This is a genomic window from Brevibacterium sp. LAARM3_SD1 (assembly GCF_057364765.1).
On record NZ_JBNFOL010000036.1, the window covers coordinates 13,402 to 34,572 of the forward strand.

Below are 21,171 nucleotides of genomic sequence, written 5' to 3' on the forward strand. Positions count from 1 at the left end.
CACACACGCCGCCGGCGACGGTCGATCGCCGCCGACAACGGCCAGTCGCTGAGCACAGCGTGCGGGCACGGCCCGGGCACGGACTCGAACGGTCCGTCCCGGGCCGTCGTCGTCCCACCTCGGCGAGGGTGAATGCCTGCCGTCCGGGAGGACGGCGGGGCGGGAACGTCGTCCCGCCTCGGCGAGGGCTTGCCTCAACGTCGTAAGCTGAGGACAGAAGTCGAACTCGTCGATCCCATGGGAGGCAGCGTCATGTCCGAGTCCACCGATCACACCCCCAGCTACGTGACCGAAGGTGCGGAATTCAACCGCGATACGAACTACATCGACGATCGCATCCTCAACGATCCGAACGCTCAGTGGCCCGTCGAACCGGGCCGGTATCGCCTCATCGCCGCCCGCGCCTGCCCCTGGGCGAACCGGACGATCATCGTCCGTCGCCTCCTCGGGCTCGAGGACGTCATCTCCCTCGGGATGCCCGGTCCCACCCATGATGCGCGGTCATGGACGTTCGACCTCGACCCGGGCGAAGTGGATCCGGTGCTCGGCATCGAACGGCTGCAGCAGGCGTTCTTCGCACGGTACCCGGACTATCCGCGCGGAATCACCGTGCCGGCCGTCGTCGACGTACCCACCGGCGTCGTCGTGACCAACGACTTCCCGCAGATCACGGAGGACTTCTCCACGCAGTGGACCGACTACCACCGTGAGGGCGCCCCGAATCTCTGGCCCGAGGAATCCCGGGAGGAGATGGAGAAGGTGATGCGGCTGATCTACACGGAGATCAACAACGGCGTCTACCGGTGCGGTTTCGCCGGCTCCCAGGACGCCTACGACGCCGCCTTCGACCGACTGTTCACCGCTCTGGACACGATCGAGGATCGGCTCAGCCGGTCACGGTTCCTCATGGGTGAGACCATCACCGAGGCGGATGTGCGACTGTTCACGACGCTCGTGCGCTTCGATCCCGTCTACTTCGGTCATTTCAAGTGCAACCGTCAGCCGCTCACGGCGTTCGAGAACCTGTGGGGTTACGCCCGCGACCTCTATCAGACCCCGGGCTTCGGAGACACGGTCGACTTCGAGCAGATCAAACAGCACTACTACATCGTCCACCAGGATGTAAACCCGACACAGATCGTGCCCAAGGGCCCGGATCTGTCCGGCTGGCTCAGCGATCACGGACGTGACACGAAGTTCGGCGGGTCTCCGTTCGGTGAGGGAACCGCGCCCGGTCCGGTCAAGCCCGGTGAAGAGGTCGATCCCGCTCATACGGCATCTGCTTGGGTGAAGTGATGCGGGGGTGAACCGGCTCAGTTTCTGGAGTCGAACTCTCCGGGCTCGATATGGTCGTCTTCGGTCGTGTCGAGCCCGGCGGCCTTCTTCCGTCGGTGCTTGCGCACCTTGAGCACGACCCACACGACGACGAAGACGATGACGGCGACGATGACGAGATTCTGGAAGTAGCCGGCGTAGGTCTCGACGACCGACCAGTTCTCACCGAGGGTGAAGCCTGCGACGATGAGGATCGTGTTCCAGATCGCACTGCCGGCCGTGGTCAGCAGCAGGAACTTGATCAGTCGCATGTCCCGCATTCCGGCGGGGATGGAGATGAGCGACCGGAAGATCGGGATCATCCTCCCGAAGAACACGGCCTTGTCCCCGTGCCTGTCGAACCAGTCGACGGTCTTATGCACATCATCGACGTCGACCAACGGCATCTTCACCGCGATACGGGCGATGCGTTCGATGCCGATCCACTTGCCCAGCGCCCACAGCAGAACCGCGCCGACTACCGAACCGATCGTCGCGAAGACGATCGCGGCCACAATGTTCATCTGGCCCTGGCTGGAGGTGAATCCGGCCAGAGGCAGGACGAGCTCACTGGGGATGGGCGGGAAGATGTTGTCGAGGAAGACCATGAACCCGACACCGGCCGGCCCCAGAGTCTCCATGATCGTCACGGTCCAGGCCGAGAACCCGCTGAGGCCCTCCGCCGCACTGTCGCCTGCTGCGAGGACGTCGGCGGGGGCTCCGCCTGCAGGCAAGCCGGCGAGGCTGTCGGAGGCAACGGGTGCGAAATCGGCGGCTGAAGCGTGCGAATCAGTGATCGGCATGGTCAAAAGTCTAGATAAGGGCGCGGCCTGCCGCTCACAGTACGCTCACAGCGGCTAGTGTGGAAACGAACACCTCAGACCGGAATACGAACGCACCTTGCGGATACGCATCGAAGGAGCACACACGTGGCACCTGCCAAAGTACTGGCCTCGCGCAACACCGTCGCTGAGGTCGGACACAATGCCGTCAACAAGCCCGGACCCGCCCACCTCATGCGCGCAGTCCAGCGTTTCGGACAGCGTCTGGGCAATCAGTTCGGTGCCGCGATCACCTACTTCCTCGTTCTCGCGGTCATGCCCATCGCCATGGTCAGCCTCGCGAGCATCGGATTCGTCCTCGACGTCGCACGCCCCGAGCTCCTTCCCGAGGTCACGAAGCAGATCGAGACCTTCACCGCCGGCAACTCCACGCTGACCGAGCAGCTCGAGAGCTTCCTCCTCGACTGGCAGGGAGTGGGAATCATCGGTATTCTCACCGGCCTCTACACAGGTCAGGGATTCATCGGCAACCTCGGTGCCGCGGTGCGGGCACAGCTGCACGACGACTTCGACGATGCCGTGCCGGAGAAGTCCTTCGTCAGCAAGGTCATCAACAACGTGGTCACCCTCATCGGCCTCATCATCGGCCTCCTCCTGGCCGTGGCGCTCACGGTCGTCGGCACCGGTCTGCGCTCGATGATCGCCGACTTCCTCGGGCTCGGCGGATTCGCCGGCAGTCTGCTGTTCATCGTTCCGGTCATCCTCACCTTCGGCGCCGCCTGGCTGATCTTCTGGTTCCTGTTCACGATGCTGCCGGAGAGGCCGGTCGACAAACAGGCGAAGAACCGCGGCTCCCTCATCGGCGCGACCGCGTTCCTCATCCTCATCAACTTCTCCACCGTGCTCGTCAATCTCTTCTCGGGGAACAAGGCCGCCGGCGTGTTCGGATCGATCATCGCGATCATGCTCACCCTCAACGTCTTCGCCCGCATCATCCTGTTCATCGCCGCCTGGATCGGCACGGCGAAACCGCCTCGGCCGCGTGAAGAGGAGCCGGAATACCGGTTCGTCGAACCGAAGGTGCAGGCGCAGAGCCTCGGCGCACTCATCACCGGTGCGGGTATCGTAGCGCTGACCCTGCTGGGCTTCAAGCGGTTCGAGGAACGCCGGTCCGATCGCGAATAGGCGAGACGGTAGACTGTTGGCGCATCCGTTATAACTGACCGAGGGGACACGACCTTTGACTGACGCTACGACTGCTCGCCTGGACGATTGGGCGAAGAAGCAGACCGCCGCCGAAGAACTCATTCCGCTAGTCGGACGCCTGTACCGTGAGAACGACGTGCTGCTGACCCTGTTCGGGCGGTCGCTGCTGAACAAGTCGGTGACCGGCATGATCAAGGCACACCGCTACGCTCGCCACTTCCTCGGCGAAGAGCTCGACATCCAGATCACCCACCGCATCGTCAAGGCGCTGTCAGGGCTCAACCTGGGTCCGGCCCGCATCGACCTGGGCCGCCTCATCGAGAAGCTCGATGATCCGAACGCTGATGTCGACGCCTTCCTCGCCGCCGAGCTCGCCGAGGTAGTTCAGTCGCAGTCCGGCAAGGGCGAAGTCCGCGACGTCGTCCTCTACGGCTTCGGTCGCATCGGTCGTCTGCTCGCCCGCATCCTCATCGACCGGGACGGCGGCACCGGAATGCGTCTGCGCGCGATCGTCGTGCGCCGCAATGGCGACAACGACATCGTCAAGCGCGCCTCCCTGCTGCGCCGCGACTCGGTGCACGGAGCCTTCGACGGCAGCATCGTCGTCGATGAGGAGAACAGCACCATCCAGGCCAACGGCACCCTCATCCAGGTCATCTACTCGAATGATCCCTCGGAGGTCGACTACACGTCCTACGGAATCAACGACGCCATCATCGTCGACAACACCGGAAAGTGGCGCGACGAAGAGGGCCTGTCCAAGCACCTCGCGTGCCCCGGTGCGTCGAAGGTCCTGCTCACTGCTCCCGGCAAGGGCGATGTGAAGAACATCGTCTTCGGAGTCAACGACGACGCGATCCTCGACACGGACACCATCGTCTCGGCCGCTTCGTGCACGACGAACGCGATCACCCCGGTGCTCAAGGCCATCAACGACAAGTTCGGTGTCCGCAACGGCCACGTCGAGACGGTCCACTCGTTCACGAACGACCAGAACCTCATCGACAACTTCCACAAGGGCTCCCGCCGGGGACGCGCGGCCGGCCTCAACATGGTGCTGACCGAGACCGGTGCCGCCAAGGCCGTGGCCAAGGCTCTGCCGGAGCTGGCCGGGAAGCTTTCGGGCAATGCGATCCGCGTACCCACCCCGAACGTGTCCATGGCGATCCTCAACCTCAACCTGGACAACGCCACCACCGTCGACGAGCTCAACACGTTCCTGCGCGAGGTGTCGATGCATTCGCCGCTGCGCAACCAGGTCGACTACGTCACCTCTCCCGAGCTCGTGTCCACCGACCTCGTCGGCTCCAAGCGGGCCGGTGTCGTCGACGGTCTGGCCACGATCGTCGATGAGGACCGCGTCGTCGTCTACGTCTGGTACGACAACGAATTCGGCTACTCCTGCCAGGTCGTGCGCTGCGTGGCCAAGATGGCCAACGTCGACGTCCCGGCATTTCCCTGACATCGCCGAGGCGGCCCACCGAAACGCTCGGATGAGCGCTCGGTGACCGGCTGAGACAGGCGCCCGGAGTCCCACGACTCCGGGCGCCTTCGTCATTCACCTCCGTCGCCATCCCGCACCCTTGGCCGCAAGCTCTACAGTTCGGGCCATAGCCCCGTGGGAAGGACAGAACCTCCCGCAGGAACGAGAGGTTCTGCCGGCGACGAGATGTGCTGATCACTTCCCGGCGTCGGACTCCATGGCCTCGTGCAGCCAGATCGGGGTGAAGGTCGCGAACCGATCCGCCAGCTCATCATCGCTGTCGAGGATGACGGCGAGGCGGTCATCGGCATTGGCCAGCTCATTCGCCCAGATGGGTCCCAGGCAGGCCAACAGCAGACAGGCGATGACGATGGCGCCGGCCAGGATCGGAGTCTGCGCCCACAACAGCATGCCGAACAGGATCCCGACGATGGCGAAGCCGATCGCCACCGCGAGTCCGGCATTGCGCGTCCGCGGACCCTTCGCCCGGGCCGGCCGGGTTGCGGCGATCGAGTCGAGCACGTCCCGGTTGATCCGCGTCCATGCGATGATCGCACCCAGCGCACAGACGATGCCGATCATGATGAGGCTGAATGCGGAGAACAGCAGCACCGCATCGATGTGATCGCCCTGCGCTTGGACGGCGGCCCCGAGTCCGGCGACGAGCATCGCCAGGGCAAGCACCAGCATGCTCAGCAGACGGGCACGGCGCACGGCGATGAGCTCGGCGATCACCCTGGCCAGGAACGCCCGCTGCGCCGCGAGGTCGTCGGCCTGGCTCACCGCACGTACCCGAGCTTCTTGTCCACGATGTGCGGGAACTGCTCCCCGGCCAGATACTGTTCGAACAGGCGATGGAACTGCTCGGCCAATCGCATCCTCCACCCGTCGGTGTCTCCGCTCATATGCGGGGTGATGATGACATTGTCCATCGACCACAGTGGATGATCGGCCGGCAACGGCTCTTCATCGAAGACGTCGAGTCCGGCCCCGGCGATCTGCCCCTCTCGCAGGGCGGTGACGAGCGCGTCGGTGTCGACGGTGTCGCCTCGTCCGACGTTGATGAACACGGCGGTGTCATCCATGGCGGCGAACGCCTCAGCGCCGATGAGCCTCTCGGTCTTCTCCGTCAGCGGTGCGATGTCGATGACCCAATCGAATCCGGCCACATGCTCGGGCAGGGTGGCTGAGTCGATGACCTCGCCGAAGTCGGCGTCGCCGCTGCGGGCTCGCGATCCGGCGCCGGTGATGTCGATGTCGACGGCACTCAGCAGACGGGCGATGCCCCGGCCGATCGCGCCGGTGCCGACGATGAGCGACTTGGTGCCAGCGATATCTCGAGTCGACCGGCGATTCCACTTCCCCTCGGCCTGGTCGGCGAGAGAGCCGATCGAGCCCTTCGCGTGCATGAGGATGTAGCTGAGGACGAACTCGGCGATCGGGCGGTCGAAGATCCCCCGCGCGTTCGTCACCGTCACCGGCGAGTCGACGAGTTCATCGAAGAGGAGCGAATCGACGCCCGCTGCCGCGGCATGGACCCAGTCGAGCCGGTCGGCGCTGCCATAGGCATCCTTGAGCGCCGTGGAGAAGAAGTCCCACATCAGCAGCACATCGGTGCCGGGCAGCGCCTGGGACAGGGTCGATGCCTCGGCGATGCGCAGTTCGATCCCGTCCCGCTCCCCCAGATCAGTGATCAGTTCGGGGATCTCGGTCCCGGGTGAGTTGAGTATGGTCAGTACCGTCATTCCTCGGCTCCTCCGACAGTGGGCTTTCTGCCACACTAACCGATGAAGCCTCGACCGGGGTGGAAACCGACGCGGACGCAGCACCTGCATGCTCTGCTCCGATGTCGAGGTTCTCCCGCTTCGCCGGTTCATTCTTCAGCGTCTGCGCCAGCGGAGTGTTGGGCAGGAAGCAGAGGAAGACGAATCCGAGGACGGCCAGCGGAGCCACCCACAGGAACAGGGGCACGAGGGCGTCGTTGTAGGAGGTGATGATGAGCGAATGCATCGGCTCCGGCAGCTTCGACACGATCTCCGGGGTCAGACCCGTCGAGGAGATCTTGGGCATGTGACCCTGTGGGGCCGCCTTGGCGATCTCCGTGACTCCGGACTTGATGTTGTCCATGAGTCGCTGGGTGAACACGGATCCGATGAAGGCCATGCCGAGGGTGGCACCGACCTGACGGAAGTAGTTGTTCGACGCGGTCGCGGTGCCGACCATCGATACCGGGAAGGCGTTCTGGACGACGAGGACGAGAGTCTGCATGCTCAGGCCCAGTCCGAGTCCGAGCAGCGCCAGGCAGCCGATGGTCTCCCAGGCCGAGCTCTCCGCCTTCAGCTGGGAGAGCAGGACGAGCGAGGCGGCCATGATGAGGATGCCGGTCAGCGGATACTTCTTGTACTTGCCGGTGCGCGAGACGATGAATCCGACCAGAGTCGAGGACACGAGCATGGTGCCCATCATCGGCACCATCATCAGGCCCGCGACGGTGGCGTCGATGCCGTGGACCATCTGCAGGTAGGTGGGCATATAGGAGAGCACACCGAACATGCCGATGCCGACGAAGAGGCCGGCGATCGTGCACAGCAGGAAGTCGCGGTTGGTGAACAGGTGCATCGGGATGACCGGTTCGCTGACCTTGAGTTCGACGAACACGAAGGCGACTGCGGCGACGACTCCGGTGATGATGAGCCCGTTGATCTGCCAGGATCCCCATTCGTAGTCGTGTCCGCCCCAGGCCGAGGTGAGCACGATGCAGGAGGTGACGATGGAGACGAGCGCCATGCCGGCGACATCGATCTTCGGGCGTGGGCCTGCGCCCCTGTCGTGCTTGGGCACCTTGAGGAACACGGCAGCGGCGATGAGGGCGATGATGCCCAGCGGGAAGTTGATGGCGAACGCCCAGCGCCAGCCGGGTCCTTCGGTCAGCCAGCCGCCGATGAGCGGTCCGGCCACCGACGACACGGCGAAGGCCGAGCCCATGATGCCCATGTACTTGCCGCGTTCGCGGGCGGGGACGACGGAGGCGATGATCGACTGCGAGAGGATCATCATTCCGCCTCCGCCGATGCCCTGGAGCACGCGGCCGAAGATCAGCGTCGACATCTCGTTCGCGATGAGGGCGAAGACCGATCCCAGCAGGAAGCAGCAGATCGCGAACATGAACAGCGGCTTGCGTCCGAACAGGTCACCGACCTTGCCGTAGACGGGCATCATGATCGTCGAGGCGAGCATGAATGCGGTGGAGACCCACAGCATCTGGTCGACTCCGTCGAGTTCGCCGACGATGGTCGGCAGCGCGGTGGCCAGCACCGTCTGGTTGAGCGAGAACATGAACATCGCGATCATCAGGCCCACGAAGAGCAGAATGATCGCCGAGGTGGCCATCGGCTCGGTCTGTGAGTCGGGTCCCGCTGTTGCGGAGTTCTTCGAGGTGGTTGCAGGCATCGTCGTCACATCTGTTTCGTGGTTGCTTCTCATCACAGCTTTCGTCATTGCAGTCGGTCCAGAACCTTGCGGAACAGACTCAGGGAGTCTTCGAAGATCGCTTTCGTTCCGCCTTTGTGCTCGACCGCCTCGGGATGGGCTTTGATCACCTGCCCCGCGTGATTGAGCGGGACGCGGCAGAGTTGGGTGAGCATGCGCGCGCTGCGCCAAGCGGATTCCTCGGAGGAGAACTCCTGTCCGAGGTGTCGCAATCGGTCGAGCACGTGGCCGGTGACGATCTCCTCGAGTTCTTCGGCCCGGTCGAAGCTCTTGCTCACGATTTCCGGGTACAGGGCGAAGAGACGGCGACGCCGCGCCGGAAGTTTGGGGTCGACGGAGCCGATGAGCAGCGCTTCGCGGACGAAGCGCGCCGTGTCCTCGGCGAGCGTGTCGAGTCCGGCAGGACTGTGGACGTAGTCGTAGGCAAGGCCTTCGTCGACGCTGACCTCGGGCCCGAGGCCGACGATCGCGTCCTCTTTCGTCTCGAAGTAGTTGAAGAAGGTACGCGTGGACACGCCGGCGTCTGCGGCGATGTTCGCCACGGTGGCGCAGGCCAAGCCGTCTTCGAGGACGCGGGTGATCGCCGCCTCATGGAGGGCATTGCGGGTCAGCCGCGCCTTTTTCGAGCGCAGTGTTTCTTCAACGGGCATAGGTACATTTTGCACCACATGCAAACTTTCACCAACTGCAAATCTGCAATTGTGCACTATTTCACGGTGTGCAGAGTTCTACATGAGCATCTTCAGCCGCGCCCGGTGCTGTTCGAGGGTCTGCAGCTGACCGAGCAGTGCGGCCTGGCCGGCACCGTCAGCAGTGTCCTGGCGCTGCAGTCGGGAGTGGAGCTCCTTGGCGATGCGTTCGAGGTCGTAGTCGAAGAGGCGAGCGACGATCCCGCGGGCGAACCGATCGATCCCGTCTCCCTCGATGACCGGCAGCGGTGTCACGAGCAGCTGGGCCACATAGGGCTTGAGATCCTCGGCAGCGGCGTCGAGCACGCGTTCGGCCCACTTCGACTGAGCCGTGCCGGCTGCCACCAGTCCCCCGGCCTGTTTGATGGCGTCCTGGATCCGCCGGTAGCCGGGGTGTTCGAAGGCCTTCGCGGAAAGCGAGTCGAAGAGCTTCGCATTGACCACCTCCGGATGTTGGAGGGCGACCATGAGAGCCCCCTTCTCCGTCTTCAGCCGAGCGGGGCTGATCGGGGCCGAGAGGTTCGAGACGTCGGGGCGTTCGTCGTAGACGTATTCGATGCTGCGTTCATCGGAGACCTCCCCCGCCGAAGCGGGACCGGGCCCGCGTGCGCCTCCGGACGGGGCGATTCCCGGCTCGGTTCCGGGACCGGTCCCCTGTCCCGAACCTGACCCGTGCCCGGGTCCGGATGTGGCCGGCGACGAGGGTGCGGGTGCGCTCGGTGCCGGCGGTGGGCCGTCGCGGTAGGACGACTGGCGGGCGGGCGCCTCGGCGGTCTGGCGGTTCTGCTTCGGTTGGCGGGCTGCGGTGCGGACGGCGGCCTCCACCTCGTCGATGTCGACGCCGATGCGGCCGGCGACGAACCGGTAGTAGTGGGAGAGGCTGTTGCGATCGCGGATGTCGGTGAGCACATCGGCGGCGGCGCGGACCGCGGAGATCCGGCCTTCGACGGTGTCGAGGTCGAAGCGGGAGATCGCGGTGGTGATGACGAACTCGAAGAGCGGCTTGCACTCGTCGATGAGTTCGCGCAGGGCCGCGTCGCCCTTCTGCATTCGCAGATCACAGGGGTCGAGGCCGTCGGGTTCGACGGCGACGAAGGTCTGGGCGGTGAACAGGTTCTCGAATTCGAAGGCCTTGAGCGCGGCCTTCTGACCGGCGGCGTCACCGTCGAAGGTGAAGATCACCTGCCCGGTCGGGTCATCGCCGAGGAGCCGTCGGATGATCTTCACGTGTTCGGCGCCGAAGGCCGTTCCGCACGTGGCCACGGCCTGGTCGACTCCGGCGAGATGGGCGGCCATGACGTCGGTGTAGCCTTCGACGACGACGACGCGTTTGGTCTTCGCGATCGACTTTTTCGCCAGGTCGAGTCCGTAGAGGACCTGGTTCTTGTGATAGAGAGCGGTCTCCGGAGTGTTGAGGTACTTCGGTCCCTTGTCATCGTCAAAGAGTCGGCGAGCACCGAAGCCGATGGTCCGGGACGTCATGTCCTTGATCGGCCAGATCACACGTCCACGGAACCGGTCGTAGATTCCGCGACCGCCCTCGCTGGCCAGACCTCCGGCGAGGATCTCCTCATCGGTGAAGCCGGCCTTGTGCAGATGATTCGTCAGGGCATCCCAGGATTTCGGGGCGAAGCCGATGCCGAACTCTCGACTCGACTCGGCGGGGAAGCCGCGGCCGGAGAGGAACTCGCGGCCGATCTGTCCGGCCTCGGATTGCAGAGCCTGGGCGAAGAAGCGCCCCGCGACCTCGTGCATCTCCAGCAGCCGCTGCCGGCGACTCGCCTGCTCCCGGTCCGGTCCCTTCCCGTCCTCGTAGCGCAGGTGCATTCCGGCCTTGCCGGCCAGCGTCTCGACGGCTTCGACGAAGCTGAGCTGCTCGACCTTCTGCAGGAAGGTGAATACGTCTCCGGACTCTCCGCAGCCGAAGCAGTGGTACATCCCGACCTGCGGTCGCACGGTGAATGACGGGGTCTTCTCGTCGTGGAAGGGGCACAGGCCCTTGAGCGATCCGATCCCCGCGGTCTTGAGGGTGACGAATTCCCCGATCACCTCGTCGATGCGCGTGCGGCTGCGCAGTTCGTCGATGTCCTCGCGTTTGATGAGTCCGGCCATGGTCTAGAGCCGATCCTCCGCTCCGGCGTTGAGGTGGTGGTACAGGGCCCAGGCGGAGTGGTCGGTCAGGGACGCGATCTGGTCGACGATGACGCGCAGCCGTGCCGCGTCGTCGGCGGCCTCGGCGTGATCGGCGCGGAACATCGGGTCGAGTTTGTTCGGTGAGTGCCAATACCAGTCGGCGAGTTCGTTGATGACTGCGGCCTGGATGTCGTGGAGCCGCAGCCGATCCTCGGCGACCATCACCGTGAGTGTGGCCATGCCCTTGAGCACGGCGATCTCGACGGTGGTCGCCTCGGGTACGACGAGCGAGGCCGAGTACCGCGCGAGCGGCTCCCACCCGAATTCCTCACGCGTCGCGGATTCCGCGGCTCCGACGAAGCGCCCGATGAGCTGACTGGTCATGTGTTTGAGACCGGCCTGAGCACGTCGGGATCCGTCGAAGACCTCCTTGGGCCAGTAGGCGGCGGCCTGCAGGCGGCCGAGCGCCTTGTCCATCTCCGCGTCGGTGGTCTCCGGCAGATACCACTGGCGGGTGATCTCGAAGAGTTCGGTGCGGCGGCTCTCGGCGGCGAAGTCGGCGAGGTCGAGGTGGCCTGCGACGATGGCGTCCTCGACGTCGTGGACGGAGTACGAGATGTCGTCGGCTAAGTCCATGACCTGGGCTTCGATGCATTTCTGGCCGTTGTCGATGCCGTCGCGGTAGAAGTCGAAGACGGCCCTGTCGTCATCGTAGACACCGAATTTGCGGACACCGGAGTCGCGGCGACCGGCCGTGGCTTCGTCTCGCGGCCACGGGTACTTCGTCAGGGCGTCGAGGCTCGCGCGGGACAGGTTGAGACCGGCCGGGCGGCCGTCGTCGGCGATGACCTTCGGTTCGATGCGGGTGACCAGGCGCAGGGTCTGGGCGTTGCCTTCGAAGCCGCCGATGTCGGCGCACAGGGCATCGAGGATCGTCTCTCCGTGGTGGCCGAAGGGCGGGTGTCCGAGGTCGTGGGACAGGCAGGCGGTGTCGACGATATCGGGATCGCAGCCGAGGTAGCGGGCGAGTTCGCGTCCGACCTGGGCAACTTCGAGGGAGTGAGTCAGCCGGGTGCGGACGAAGTCGTCCGTGCCCGGGGACACGACCTGGGTCTTCGCGCCGAGGCGGCGCAGGCCTGAGGAGTGAAGGACGCGGGCACGGTCGCGTTGGAAGGCCGAGCGTCGTGGATTCTTCGCCGGTTCGCTCACCCACCGTTCCTCGTCCCAGGGCGAGTAGACCGCCACGGTACCCGTCCGCACCGAGGTGTGCGGGTGAGTGTCGAAGGGCATTCTCATCCTCCTGAGATGTCGAGTTCGGCCTCCGACAGCAGCGACTTCCCGCTGGGATCGAAGATGCGGGAGTCCAGCCAGCCTTCGGGCAGGTGCGGCTTCTTCGGCCGGGTGGTCCGACCGCGGGACCCTTCGGCGGCTTCTCCCGGGTACGGGGCATTCTTGTCGAGCTGGTCGAGCAGTCCGGCGAGCTCCTCCAGGGAGGACACCATGGCCAGCTGACTGCGCAGCTCTCCTCCGACTGGGTAGCCCTTGAAGTACCAGGCGATGTGTTTGCGCAGGTCACGAACGCCGAGGAATTCGTCCTCGAAATGGTCGACGAGGTATTCGCCGTGTTTGTACACGGCCCGAGCCACCGCGGCGAGGCCGGGACGGTGGCGTTCGTCGCTGCCGCCCAGCGCATTCGCGAGGTCGCCGAACAGCCACGGCCGCCCCTGGCAGCCGCGGCCGATGACGACGCCGTCGCAGCCGGTCTTGGCCATCATGTCCAGGGCATCCTCGGCGGCGAAGATATCGCCGTTGCCGAGCACCGGAACGGTGTCGCCGAGGTGGTCCTTCAGCCGGGCGATCGCGTCCCAGTCCGCGGTGCCCGAGTAGAGATCGGCGGCGGTGCGGCCGTGCAGGGCGACGGCGGCGACGCCGGCGTTGCGAGCGGTCTCGGCGGCGTCGAGGAACGTCGTGTGATCGGCATCGATGCCCTTGCGCATCTTCACGGTCACGGGCACGTCCCGGCGGGCCGCCTCGGTGACGGCCGTTGTCACGATGGACGTGAACAGGTCCTGCTTCCACGGCAGCGCGGATCCGCCGCCCTTGCGCGTGACCTTGGGGACGGGGCAGCCGAAGTTGAGGTCGATGTGGTCGGCCCGATCTTCCTCGACGAGCATCCGCACGGCCTGGCCCATGGTCACCGGGTCGACTCCGTAGAGCTGGACGGAACGCGGGGTCTCATAGGGTTCGTGGTGGATGATCCGCATCGTCTTCGGGCTCCGCTCGACCAGCGCCCGGGTGGTGACCATCTCGGTCACATACAGTCCTGCCCCGTATTCGCGGCACAGTCGGCGGAAGGCGGTGTTCGTGATCCCGGCCATGGGCGCGAGCACGACGGGCGAGGACAGCTCGATGGGCCCGATGCGCAGGGCTGTTTCGGGCTTCGGGGATGCGGTTTCTGGGGCAGGGCTGATGACACTCACGCAACCATTATCCCAGTCAAGTCAAAATCGCACATTCGCCTGCTTCTCCTCACCTGTTCACGCCCGGAATCCGTGCCGCTGCGGACGCGCTCCTCCCCCGTGGCGTCGACTCATATGTTCACATCAACTGATTCGGAGCGCAGAAATTCCCGCACGTCCCATTCGGTGTCGACGGAGAGTTCGGAGGCGAGTCGGTCGTCGTGGGTGACGATCACCATCGCACCGCCGAATCCTTCGAGAGCGGTCACCAGCGCTTCGAGCGATGACAGGTCGAGATTGTTGCCCGGTTCGTCGAGGATGAGCAGCTGCGGCGCCGGATCCTGGAGGAGTCCTGAGGCCAAGGCGACGCGGAACCGCTCCCCTCCGGACAGGGTCCGGCAGATCTGGTCGGTGCGTCCGGCACGCAGTCCCATGGCCGCGAGCACTTCGTGGACGCGGTGCGGGTCGAGCTGCGGATTGCCCGATCGCACCGCTTCCATCACCGTCAGCTCTCCCGGCAGTCGGTACTGCTGGTCGAGGTGGGCTGTCGGGGCGGCGACGGTGATGTCGAGGTCGCCGAAGAGTTCGGCGACCGGCGGGCCGCCGCTGTCCGTAGCACGGTCATCTGCGGCGCCACCGTCTGAGGCACGGCCGTCCGCGGCCGCCAGGATCGCCGCCAGCAGGGTCGATTTCCCGGCCCCGTTCGGTCCGGTCAGTCGGATCCGTTCCGGCCCGACGATCGTCTGTGGTCGCTCGGACTTCGCCGAGGCGGCTGTGGAGATCTCGAGGACCCGCTTGGTCGAATGGACCTGGGTGTCGGGCAGGTCGAGGCGGACGCTCGATGTCCGACGCAGGGCATCCTTGGCAGCGGTGAGTTCGTCCCAGGCCGCCGCCTCGTCGGCGGCTTTGTCGCCACGCCGTTTGGCCGCTGACTTCTCGGCGAAGTTCGTCAGCCCGTTCATGACGATCTTCGGTCGACGTTTGCTCTCCTTATCCCTCTTGGCTTTCCGGGCGGCTCGTGCGAGCTTCGTCTCCAGTTCGATCCGCTGTCGCTTTTCGACCTCGTGGGACTTCTTCGCATCGGTGACCTTCTGCTGCTTGGCTTCCTCTTCAGCGGCGACCATGGCTTCGTAGTCATCGAAGTTCCCTCCGTAGACGCGCAGCCGGTCGGTCATCTCGATGATCGAGTTCATCTGGGTCAGCAGAGTTCGGTCGTGGGAGATGACGAGGGTCGGTCCGCGGCGTTCCGTGAGCAGCGTCGTCAGCAGCGCCCGCCCATCCTCGTCGAGGTTGTTGCTCGGTTCGTCGAGGATCAGCCAGGCGTCGCCGACCAGCGCCGCTCGGGCCAGTCCGATGCGTGTGGCCTGCCCGCCGGAGAAGCTGCTCAGGTTCCGGTCAAGGTCGCTCGGGCTCAGGTGCAGACCGAGTTCGGACAGGGCCGCCAGGGCACGCTCCTCGATGTCCCAGTCATCGCCGATGAGGTCGAAGTCGGAGCCGGTCGCCTCTCCGTCCAGGGCGCGGCGCAGAGCTCGTCGAACGGAGACGATGTCCAATGCGGAATCGACCCGCCGCGTGGAATGCGGCAGCAGCTGATCGATGTAGACCGCACCGTCGGTGCCCGTGACGGTTCCCGCCGAGGCGCGCAGGCTACCTGCGAGAATTCGGGCGAAGGTGGATTTGCCGATCCCGTTGTCGCCGACCAATCCGACGAGGTCAGCAGGGATGGTGGCGGTGAGTCCGGAGAAGATCTCGGTATCGTCGCCGAGGCGGAAGTCCAGTTCGGACACAGTGATTGCTGCAGGCATGAGGATCCTCATTTCGTGTACGCAGAAGCGCTGCGGGTCCGTGGCACCCGCAATTCACGGCATGAGGATTCACTTCACTTGAGCGACGTCCTTGATCGGAAATGGGACATTCCCATGATCGCCGAGGCGATACGTCCGGTCAACCCCACCCCTTCTTGCTACCTGACGGCGGCCCAGCAACCTGGCGCGAGGTTGTTGGGCGCATCAGGTAGTAAGAAGGGGGCGGGTCAGACGATGATGAGCATGAGTTCGGCGGGTTCGTCGTGGGGGTTGGCCAATTGATGCGGCACGTCGCCGGGAGCTTGGGCGCAGTCGCCGGCATGCAGGTCGTACGACGGTCGATGGTGACGATCTCGATGCTGCCCTTGAGGACGAAGAAGCTCTCCCGCGATCCACTGCGGTGCGCGGCGAAAGCTGAGGTCTCGCTGCGCGGGTCGAGGCGGTAGTGGACGACGTCCATGTTCTCGATCGCCGACGGCAGATCCCGGCGCCAGACCCCTTTCCCGAAGGTCGAGGACGTGGGGATCGCCTCGCTGCGGGTGATGGTGACTTCCGGCGCGGCCAGCAGTTCGCCGACGTCGACGCCCAGGGCACGGGAGAGTCCCATGGCATTCGAGACCGATGTGTCCTGCTCTCCTCGTTCGATCTTCGACAATGCGGCCCGGGACAGTCCGGCCCGAACCGCGAGTTCGTTGAGGGTGAGGTTGTTGAACTTGCGCCGTGCTCTGATGCGGGCGCCGAAGACACGTGCGCCGAGATCCTCTTCTTTCACCATTGGAGCATCATATTCTATTCTTGGATCATAGAATCGCATCTCACAAAGGAAACTTGACTCCATGGCGGCAGTGCTGGCTCTCACCCCGATCCTCATTGCCATCCTCCTGCTCCTGCTCAAGCAGAGTTCCTGGGTCGCGGCCCTGGCGGGAGCCGTGCTCGCGGCCGTTCTCGTCGCCTTCGTCTTCCCCACCCCCGCCTCGGTGCTGGTGGAATCGGGGATCGACTACTTTCCGCTCATCCTCGAGGTCGCGCTCATCCTGCTCTTCGGCATGCTGCTCGCCCGACTGCTCGAGTCCGCCGGGTCGATGTCGCAGATCTCCTCCTGGGTCGAATCCCTGTCGCCGGGTCGGCCCCTCGGGGTCGCGCTCGTCGTGTTCGGGATCGTGCCCTTCGCGGAGTCGGTCACCGGCTTCGGCATCGGCGTCACCGTCGGGGTGCCGATCCTGCGCCATCTCGGGTGCACTCTGCGGCAGTCGGCGATCCTCGGCCTCCTCGGCCTCATCGCCGTTCCGTGGGGCGCCCTGGGTCCGGGCACTACCGTCGCGGCGGCGCTGGCCGGACTCGACGTCGACGAGCTCGGTCTGGCCACGGCGTGGATCAATGCGCTCCCGGTGATCATCGTCGCGATCGCGGTGGTCGCGATCATGCGCCCCTCTCCCGTCTCGGCGCTGGGGATCATCGGCGCCGGCGCACTCATGTGGGCGGGGATCCTCACCTCCAGCTACGTCATCGGTATGGCCCCCTCGGGGATCATCGGATCACTCATCGTCATCCTCGTCGTCGGTGCGCTGTTCATGATCCGCAAACGGACCACGGGGCTGACGCGCAGCCTCGGCGTGGCGGTTCTGCCCTACGGGGTGCTCACGATCGGACTGCTGTTGGCTCGCACCCTGCATTCGGCACTGCCCTCGGCTGTCACGCAGATCATCGCCTCTCCCCCGTTCTGGCTGGCGGCCGCCTGCCTCATCGCCGCGATCACTGTCGAGGGCAGGCGCAGCGTCTCCATCGCGGCCGTGCGCTCCTGGGTTCCCATCGGGGTGGGCACGGCCGCGTTCATGCTCATGGGCTGGATCATGACGACGACGGGAATGAGCGAGTCGATCGGCGGACTGCTGCCGGCAGGGCTCGTTCTGCTCACTCCGTGGCTGAACTCCATCGGCGCGGTGCTCACCGGGTCGAACACGGGGGCGAACTCGATGTTCACCGGCACCCTGACCGCCGTCGCCGCTTCGTCTCACGACTCGGCACTGCCGGTGGTCGCGGCCGGAAACGCGGCCGGTTCATTGGCGGCCCTCGCTGCTCCTCCCCGGGTGGCCATGGCCGTGCAGATCGCGGATTCGTCGGCGGCCGCCTCGGCGCGGGACATCTCCTGGGTGCAGGGCCGGGCGCTCGCAGTGGCCGGGATCAACGCCCTGGCCCTCGGCCTGTGGATCCAGTTCTTCGCCTGAGGGTCGTTCGGTGCGCGTCTCAGACGCGGATGATCTCACGGGGGAAGTTCGTGAACGGTTCGCAGCCGATGTCGGTGATGAGCACCGGTTCGGACAGTTCGATTCCGTAGCCGTTCATCCACATTCCGCCGATGAGGTGGAAGGTCATTCCCGCCTCGAGGATCTGGTCATCCTCGGTGCGGATCGAGATCGTCCGCTCGCCCCAGTCCGGCGGGTAGCCGATGCCGATCGAGTAACCCAACCGGCTGGGTTTCTCCAGTCCCGACAAGGCGAGCACACGATTCCAGGTGCGGGCGAGTTCTGCGGTGGGCACATCGGGTGCGGCGACTTCGAGAACCGCAGACAGCGCCTCGGCGACGACGCCTTCGAGGCGCACGAGCTCCTGCTTGGGGCGGCCGGTCACCGCGGTGCGCGCCAGCGGGACATGGTAGCGACGGTGGACTCCGGCGAGTTCGATGCTCACCGATTCGTCGGCGACGAACTTCCGGTCGGTCCAACTCAGGTGCGGTGTGTCCGCACTTTCGCCGGTGGGCATGAGCGGCACGATCGAGGGATAGTCACCCCAGATTCCGTCACCGCCTCTGGTCTGGGCCTCGGAGATCGCCGCGGCCACCTCGTTCTGGCCGACACCGACGCCGATTGTGCCCAGCGCCGCATCCATGGCCGCGGTGGTCACTTTTGCGGCCTTGCGCATGAGCTCGATCTCGGCCGGGGATTTGACCGCGCGGATCCAGTTGACGAGTTCGAAGCAGTCGACGAGACGCCATTCGGGCACCCCGTTGACGAGTGCTCGGAAGCCTCGCGGGGAGAAGAAGTGCGAGTCCATCTCGACGCCGACGGGCATGGTCGAGGCACGGGCGACCTCCCACCGCTGGCGCAGGGCGAAGGCGACCCAGTCGAAGGGGTGGATATGGGGCCTCTGCACATAGCGTTCGGGATAGCCGACGATGTCTTCGGGCGGCAGCCATGAGGTGTGCGAGGCTCCGCGGGCGTCCATATCGCGCATGAACAGCGTCATGGGCCCCGAGGAGGGCACGAAGAGCAGCTGCGGGGTGTAGAAGGACCACGCGTTGTATCCGGTGAGGTAGTAGATGTTCGCCGGGTCGGTGACGATGAGCGCGGCCAGGCCCTGATCGAGCATGCGATTGCGCACCGAGGCGATCCGACCGAGGTATTCCTCGGCGCTGAACGACAGTTCGTTCGCGCCGATCGTGTCGACCTCGCCGGGAACGGGCTGCGGGCGGGCTTTGACCTCTTTGCCGGCCTGCCCCTGCTCGGCTCCGGGACGCATCCCGTACACATCCGGGCGATTATCCTCGCCACCGTAGAACAGCTCACCCTCATTCATGATCCCAGTGTGGTGATCCTGTTCACACACTGTCAATCACTGTCGATGCGCGTGTTGTCGACGGCGTGTCGAACCGCGCGTCGGCGGGGATCGGCGGCCATCTGAAACCGAGTTCCGGACGGTCCGCGAACTGCGGATCCGGGCGCCCGCGATACCGTCGCCTGCACACGGATACTCGTCGGTCACCTCGGCGATCTCTGACGAATCCAGAACCAAACTTTTTCAGTTTCGACGGAATTCGCATACGAAACAGCGCATTTCAGCAGATTCGGTGATAGATTGACCTGAGACGCACATCACGGAGGTGAAGAATGGACCCGCTCCTGCCGAACGGCAGCGGTTCCCGACTCGGGAATCTCGACGAGAAATCTAAGGCGATCATCGTCGAACTGCAGCACGACGGAAGGAAATCCTATTCGGCCATCGGCAAGTCCGTCGGCCTGTCCGAGGCCGCCGTGCGCCAGCGGGTGTCGCGGCTCATCGACTCGGGCGTCATGGAGATCGTCGCCGTGACCGACCCCCTGAGTCTGGGATTCGCACGACAGGCGATGGTCGGGCTGAAGGTCCGCGGGGACATCTCCGCGGTCGCCGAGAAGCTGCACGACTACGACGAGATCGACTATCTCGTCGTCACCGCCGGTTCGTTCGACCTCCTGGTCGAGATCGTGTGTGAATCGGATCGGCATCTGATCGAGTTCGTCAATGAGGAGCTCCGCTCGATCGATGCCGTCGTGGATACGGAGCTCTTCATGTACCTCTCACTCGAAAAGCAGAAATACAACTGGGGGACGCGATGACAGACAATGTCACCAGGGCCGGCACTCCTTATCAGGATGCCATCCGCAACAACGTGTGGATGCATATGTCACCACACCAAGCACTGTTCAACGGTGGTGAGGCGCCGGTCATCGTACGCGGCGAAGGCCACCACATCTTCGATGACAAGGGCAAGAAGTACCTCGACGGTCTCGCCGGCCTGTTCACCGTCCAAGTGGGCCACGGTCGTGAGCAGATCGCCAAGGCGATGTACGACCAGACGCTGAAGCTGCCCTTCATGCCGTTGTGGTCGTATGCCCACCCGCAGGCGATCGAGGTCTCGGAGCGTCTGGCCGGCTATGCGCCGGGCGACCTCAACCGGGTTTTCCTCACCTCCGGCGGCGGCGATTCGGTCGAATCGGCGATGAAGCTGGCGAAGAACTACTTCAAGCTCGTCGGCAAGCCCGGCAAGCACAAGATCATCTCCCGCGCCACCGCTTACCACGGCACCCCGCACGGTGCACTGTCGGTGACCTCACTGCCGGGGCTGCGTGAGCAGTTCGCTCCTTTGGTCCCCGGCGCTCATAAGGTGCCGAACACGAACTTCTACCGGGCACCGGAGCACCTCGCCCATGACGAGAAGGCCTTCGGTCGGTGGGCCGCCGATCGCATCGGCGAGGCCATCGAGTTCGAGGGCGCCGACTCCGTCGCCGCCGTCTTCCTCGAACCCGTGCAGAACTCCGGCGGCTGCTTCCCGCCGCCCCCCGGATACTTCGAGCGGGTCCGCGAGATCTGCGACGAACATGACGTGCTGCTGGTCTCGGACGAGACGATCTGCGCCTACGGCCGCATCGGCGACATGTTCGCCTGCAACGACTTCGGCTATGTCCCGGACATCATCACCTCGGCCAAGGGCATCACCTCCGGCTATGCGCCGCTGGGTGCGATGATCGCCTCCGATCGTCTCTTCGAGCCCTTCGGCCCCGGCGGCGATGAGACCTTCTACCACGGCTACACCTTCGGCGGTCACCCCGTCGCCTGTGCCGCCGCGATGGCGAACTTCGACGTCTTCGAAGAGGAGAAGCTCAACGACCACGTGCACGAGAACGCTGCGGCGTTCAAGTTCACGCTCGAGAAGCTCAAGGACCTGCCGATCGTCGGCGACGTCCGCGGTGAGGGATTCTTCTACGGAATCGAACTCGTCAAGGACAAGGACACGAAGGAATCGTTCACCGAAGAGGAATCCGAGCGGATTCTCAAGAACTTCGTGTCGGCGAAGATGTACGACAGCGGTCTGTACTGCCGCGCCGATGACCGCGGCGACCCGGTCATTCAGCTCTCGCCTCCGCTGACCGTCGGTCAGAACGAGTTCGACGAGATGGAGCAGATCATCCGCGGCGTCCTGCAGGAAGCCTGGACAATGTTCTGACCTCCTATTGCTACCTGACGGCGGCTCAGCAACCTCGCGCGAGGTTGCTGGGA

At 65.0% G+C, this 21,171-nt stretch carries 17 protein-coding genes; 6 read left to right on the forward strand and 11 right to left on the reverse strand.

The features are described 5' to 3' along the window. Positions 1 to 252: 252 nt before the first annotated feature. On the forward strand, positions 253 to 1,296 hold the full coding sequence (locus AC2W7L_RS16080) for a glutathione S-transferase family protein (protein ID WP_486005261.1): 1,044 nt from the start codon (positions 253 to 255) through the stop codon (positions 1,294 to 1,296). Positions 1,297 to 1,313: 17 nt separating this feature from the next. On the opposite strand, the gene AC2W7L_RS16085 is transcribed toward AC2W7L_RS16080, so the two are convergent. Then, positions 1,314 to 2,117, reverse strand: a complete 804-nt coding sequence (locus AC2W7L_RS16085) for a DedA family protein (RefSeq protein WP_486005246.1) — start codon at positions 2,115 to 2,117, stop codon at positions 1,314 to 1,316. 126 nt (positions 2,118 to 2,243) lie between these two features. On the opposite strand from AC2W7L_RS16085, the gene AC2W7L_RS16090 reads away from it, so the two are divergent. Together AC2W7L_RS16090 and AC2W7L_RS16095 are read left to right on the forward strand one after the other, a co-directional pair. After that, positions 2,244 to 3,281 (forward strand): YhjD/YihY/BrkB family envelope integrity protein, encoded by a 1,038-nt coding sequence (locus tag AC2W7L_RS16090; protein ID WP_486005247.1) that lies wholly within the window; start codon positions 2,244 to 2,246, stop codon positions 3,279 to 3,281. A 55-nt stretch (positions 3,282 to 3,336) separates the two neighbouring features. Continuing rightward, positions 3,337 to 4,764, forward strand: coding sequence for a glyceraldehyde-3-phosphate dehydrogenase (locus AC2W7L_RS16095; protein ID WP_486005248.1), 1,428 nt, complete (start codon positions 3,337 to 3,339; stop codon positions 4,762 to 4,764). A gap of 216 nt (positions 4,765 to 4,980) precedes the next feature. Here the strand turns inward: AC2W7L_RS16095 and AC2W7L_RS16100 are convergent, their stop codons facing one another. The 9 genes from AC2W7L_RS16100 to AC2W7L_RS16140 form a co-directional block, all read right to left on the reverse strand. After that, positions 4,981 to 5,568, reverse strand: coding sequence for a hypothetical protein (locus AC2W7L_RS16100; RefSeq protein WP_486005249.1), 588 nt, complete (start codon positions 5,566 to 5,568; stop codon positions 4,981 to 4,983). After that, the gene (locus AC2W7L_RS16105) at positions 5,565 to 6,530 is read right to left on the reverse strand and encodes a D-2-hydroxyacid dehydrogenase (protein WP_486005250.1); all 966 of its coding nucleotides are present in this window, start codon (positions 6,528 to 6,530) and stop codon (positions 5,565 to 5,567) included. The genes AC2W7L_RS16100 and AC2W7L_RS16105 overlap by 4 nt, the downstream gene beginning before the upstream one ends. Beyond that, on the reverse strand, positions 6,472 to 8,235 hold the full coding sequence (locus AC2W7L_RS16110; protein WP_486005251.1) for an MDR family MFS transporter: 1,764 nt from the start codon (positions 8,233 to 8,235) through the stop codon (positions 6,472 to 6,474). The genes AC2W7L_RS16105 and AC2W7L_RS16110 overlap by 59 nt, the downstream gene beginning before the upstream one ends. A gap of 44 nt (positions 8,236 to 8,279) precedes the next feature. Next, complete coding sequence (locus AC2W7L_RS16115; protein WP_486005252.1) at positions 8,280 to 8,924, reverse strand: TetR/AcrR family transcriptional regulator; 645 nt, start codon at positions 8,922 to 8,924, stop codon at positions 8,280 to 8,282. A gap of 78 nt (positions 8,925 to 9,002) precedes the next feature. Then, positions 9,003 to 11,075: a DNA primase gene (dnaG, locus tag AC2W7L_RS16120; protein WP_486005253.1), complete on the reverse strand. Its 2,073-nt coding sequence runs from the start codon at positions 11,073 to 11,075 to the stop codon at positions 9,003 to 9,005. 3 nt (positions 11,076 to 11,078) lie between these two features. Then, positions 11,079 to 12,386, reverse strand: coding sequence for a deoxyguanosinetriphosphate triphosphohydrolase (locus tag AC2W7L_RS16125; protein WP_486005254.1), 1,308 nt, complete (start codon positions 12,384 to 12,386; stop codon positions 11,079 to 11,081). Positions 12,387 to 12,388: 2 nt separating this feature from the next. Further along, positions 12,389 to 13,576, reverse strand: coding sequence for a tRNA dihydrouridine synthase DusB (gene dusB, locus AC2W7L_RS16130; RefSeq protein ID WP_486005255.1), 1,188 nt, complete (start codon positions 13,574 to 13,576; stop codon positions 12,389 to 12,391). Between the two features lie 110 nt (positions 13,577 to 13,686). After that, positions 13,687 to 15,360 carry an ATP-binding cassette domain-containing protein gene (locus AC2W7L_RS16135; RefSeq protein WP_486005256.1) on the reverse strand — a complete coding sequence of 558 codons (1,674 nt, stop codon included), beginning with the start codon at positions 15,358 to 15,360 and terminating at the stop codon, positions 13,687 to 13,689. Between the two features lie 139 nt (positions 15,361 to 15,499). Continuing rightward, the gene (locus tag AC2W7L_RS16140; protein ID WP_486005257.1) at positions 15,500 to 16,135 is read right to left on the reverse strand and encodes a helix-turn-helix domain-containing protein; all 636 of its coding nucleotides are present in this window, start codon (positions 16,133 to 16,135) and stop codon (positions 15,500 to 15,502) included. A gap of 61 nt (positions 16,136 to 16,196) precedes the next feature. Between AC2W7L_RS16140 and AC2W7L_RS16145 the strand changes: the two genes are divergently transcribed. Next, the gene (locus tag AC2W7L_RS16145) at positions 16,197 to 17,585 is read left to right on the forward strand and encodes an L-lactate permease (protein ID WP_486005258.1); all 1,389 of its coding nucleotides are present in this window, start codon (positions 16,197 to 16,199) and stop codon (positions 17,583 to 17,585) included. Between the two features lie 19 nt (positions 17,586 to 17,604). Here the strand turns inward: AC2W7L_RS16145 and AC2W7L_RS16150 are convergent, their stop codons facing one another. Continuing rightward, positions 17,605 to 18,933: a M24 family metallopeptidase gene (locus AC2W7L_RS16150; RefSeq protein ID WP_486005259.1), complete on the reverse strand. Its 1,329-nt coding sequence runs from the start codon at positions 18,931 to 18,933 to the stop codon at positions 17,605 to 17,607. Between the two features lie 311 nt (positions 18,934 to 19,244). Between AC2W7L_RS16150 and AC2W7L_RS16155 the strand changes: the two genes are divergently transcribed. Continuing rightward, positions 19,245 to 19,730 carry an Lrp/AsnC family transcriptional regulator gene (locus tag AC2W7L_RS16155; protein ID WP_101547408.1) on the forward strand — a complete coding sequence of 162 codons (486 nt, stop codon included), beginning with the start codon at positions 19,245 to 19,247 and terminating at the stop codon, positions 19,728 to 19,730. Continuing rightward, a complete protein-coding gene (locus AC2W7L_RS16160; protein WP_486005260.1) occupies positions 19,727 to 21,118 on the forward strand; it encodes an aspartate aminotransferase family protein in 1,392 nt (463 codons plus the stop codon). Before AC2W7L_RS16155 ends, AC2W7L_RS16160 begins: the two co-directional genes overlap by 4 nt. Positions 21,119 to 21,171 lie beyond the last annotated feature (53 nt).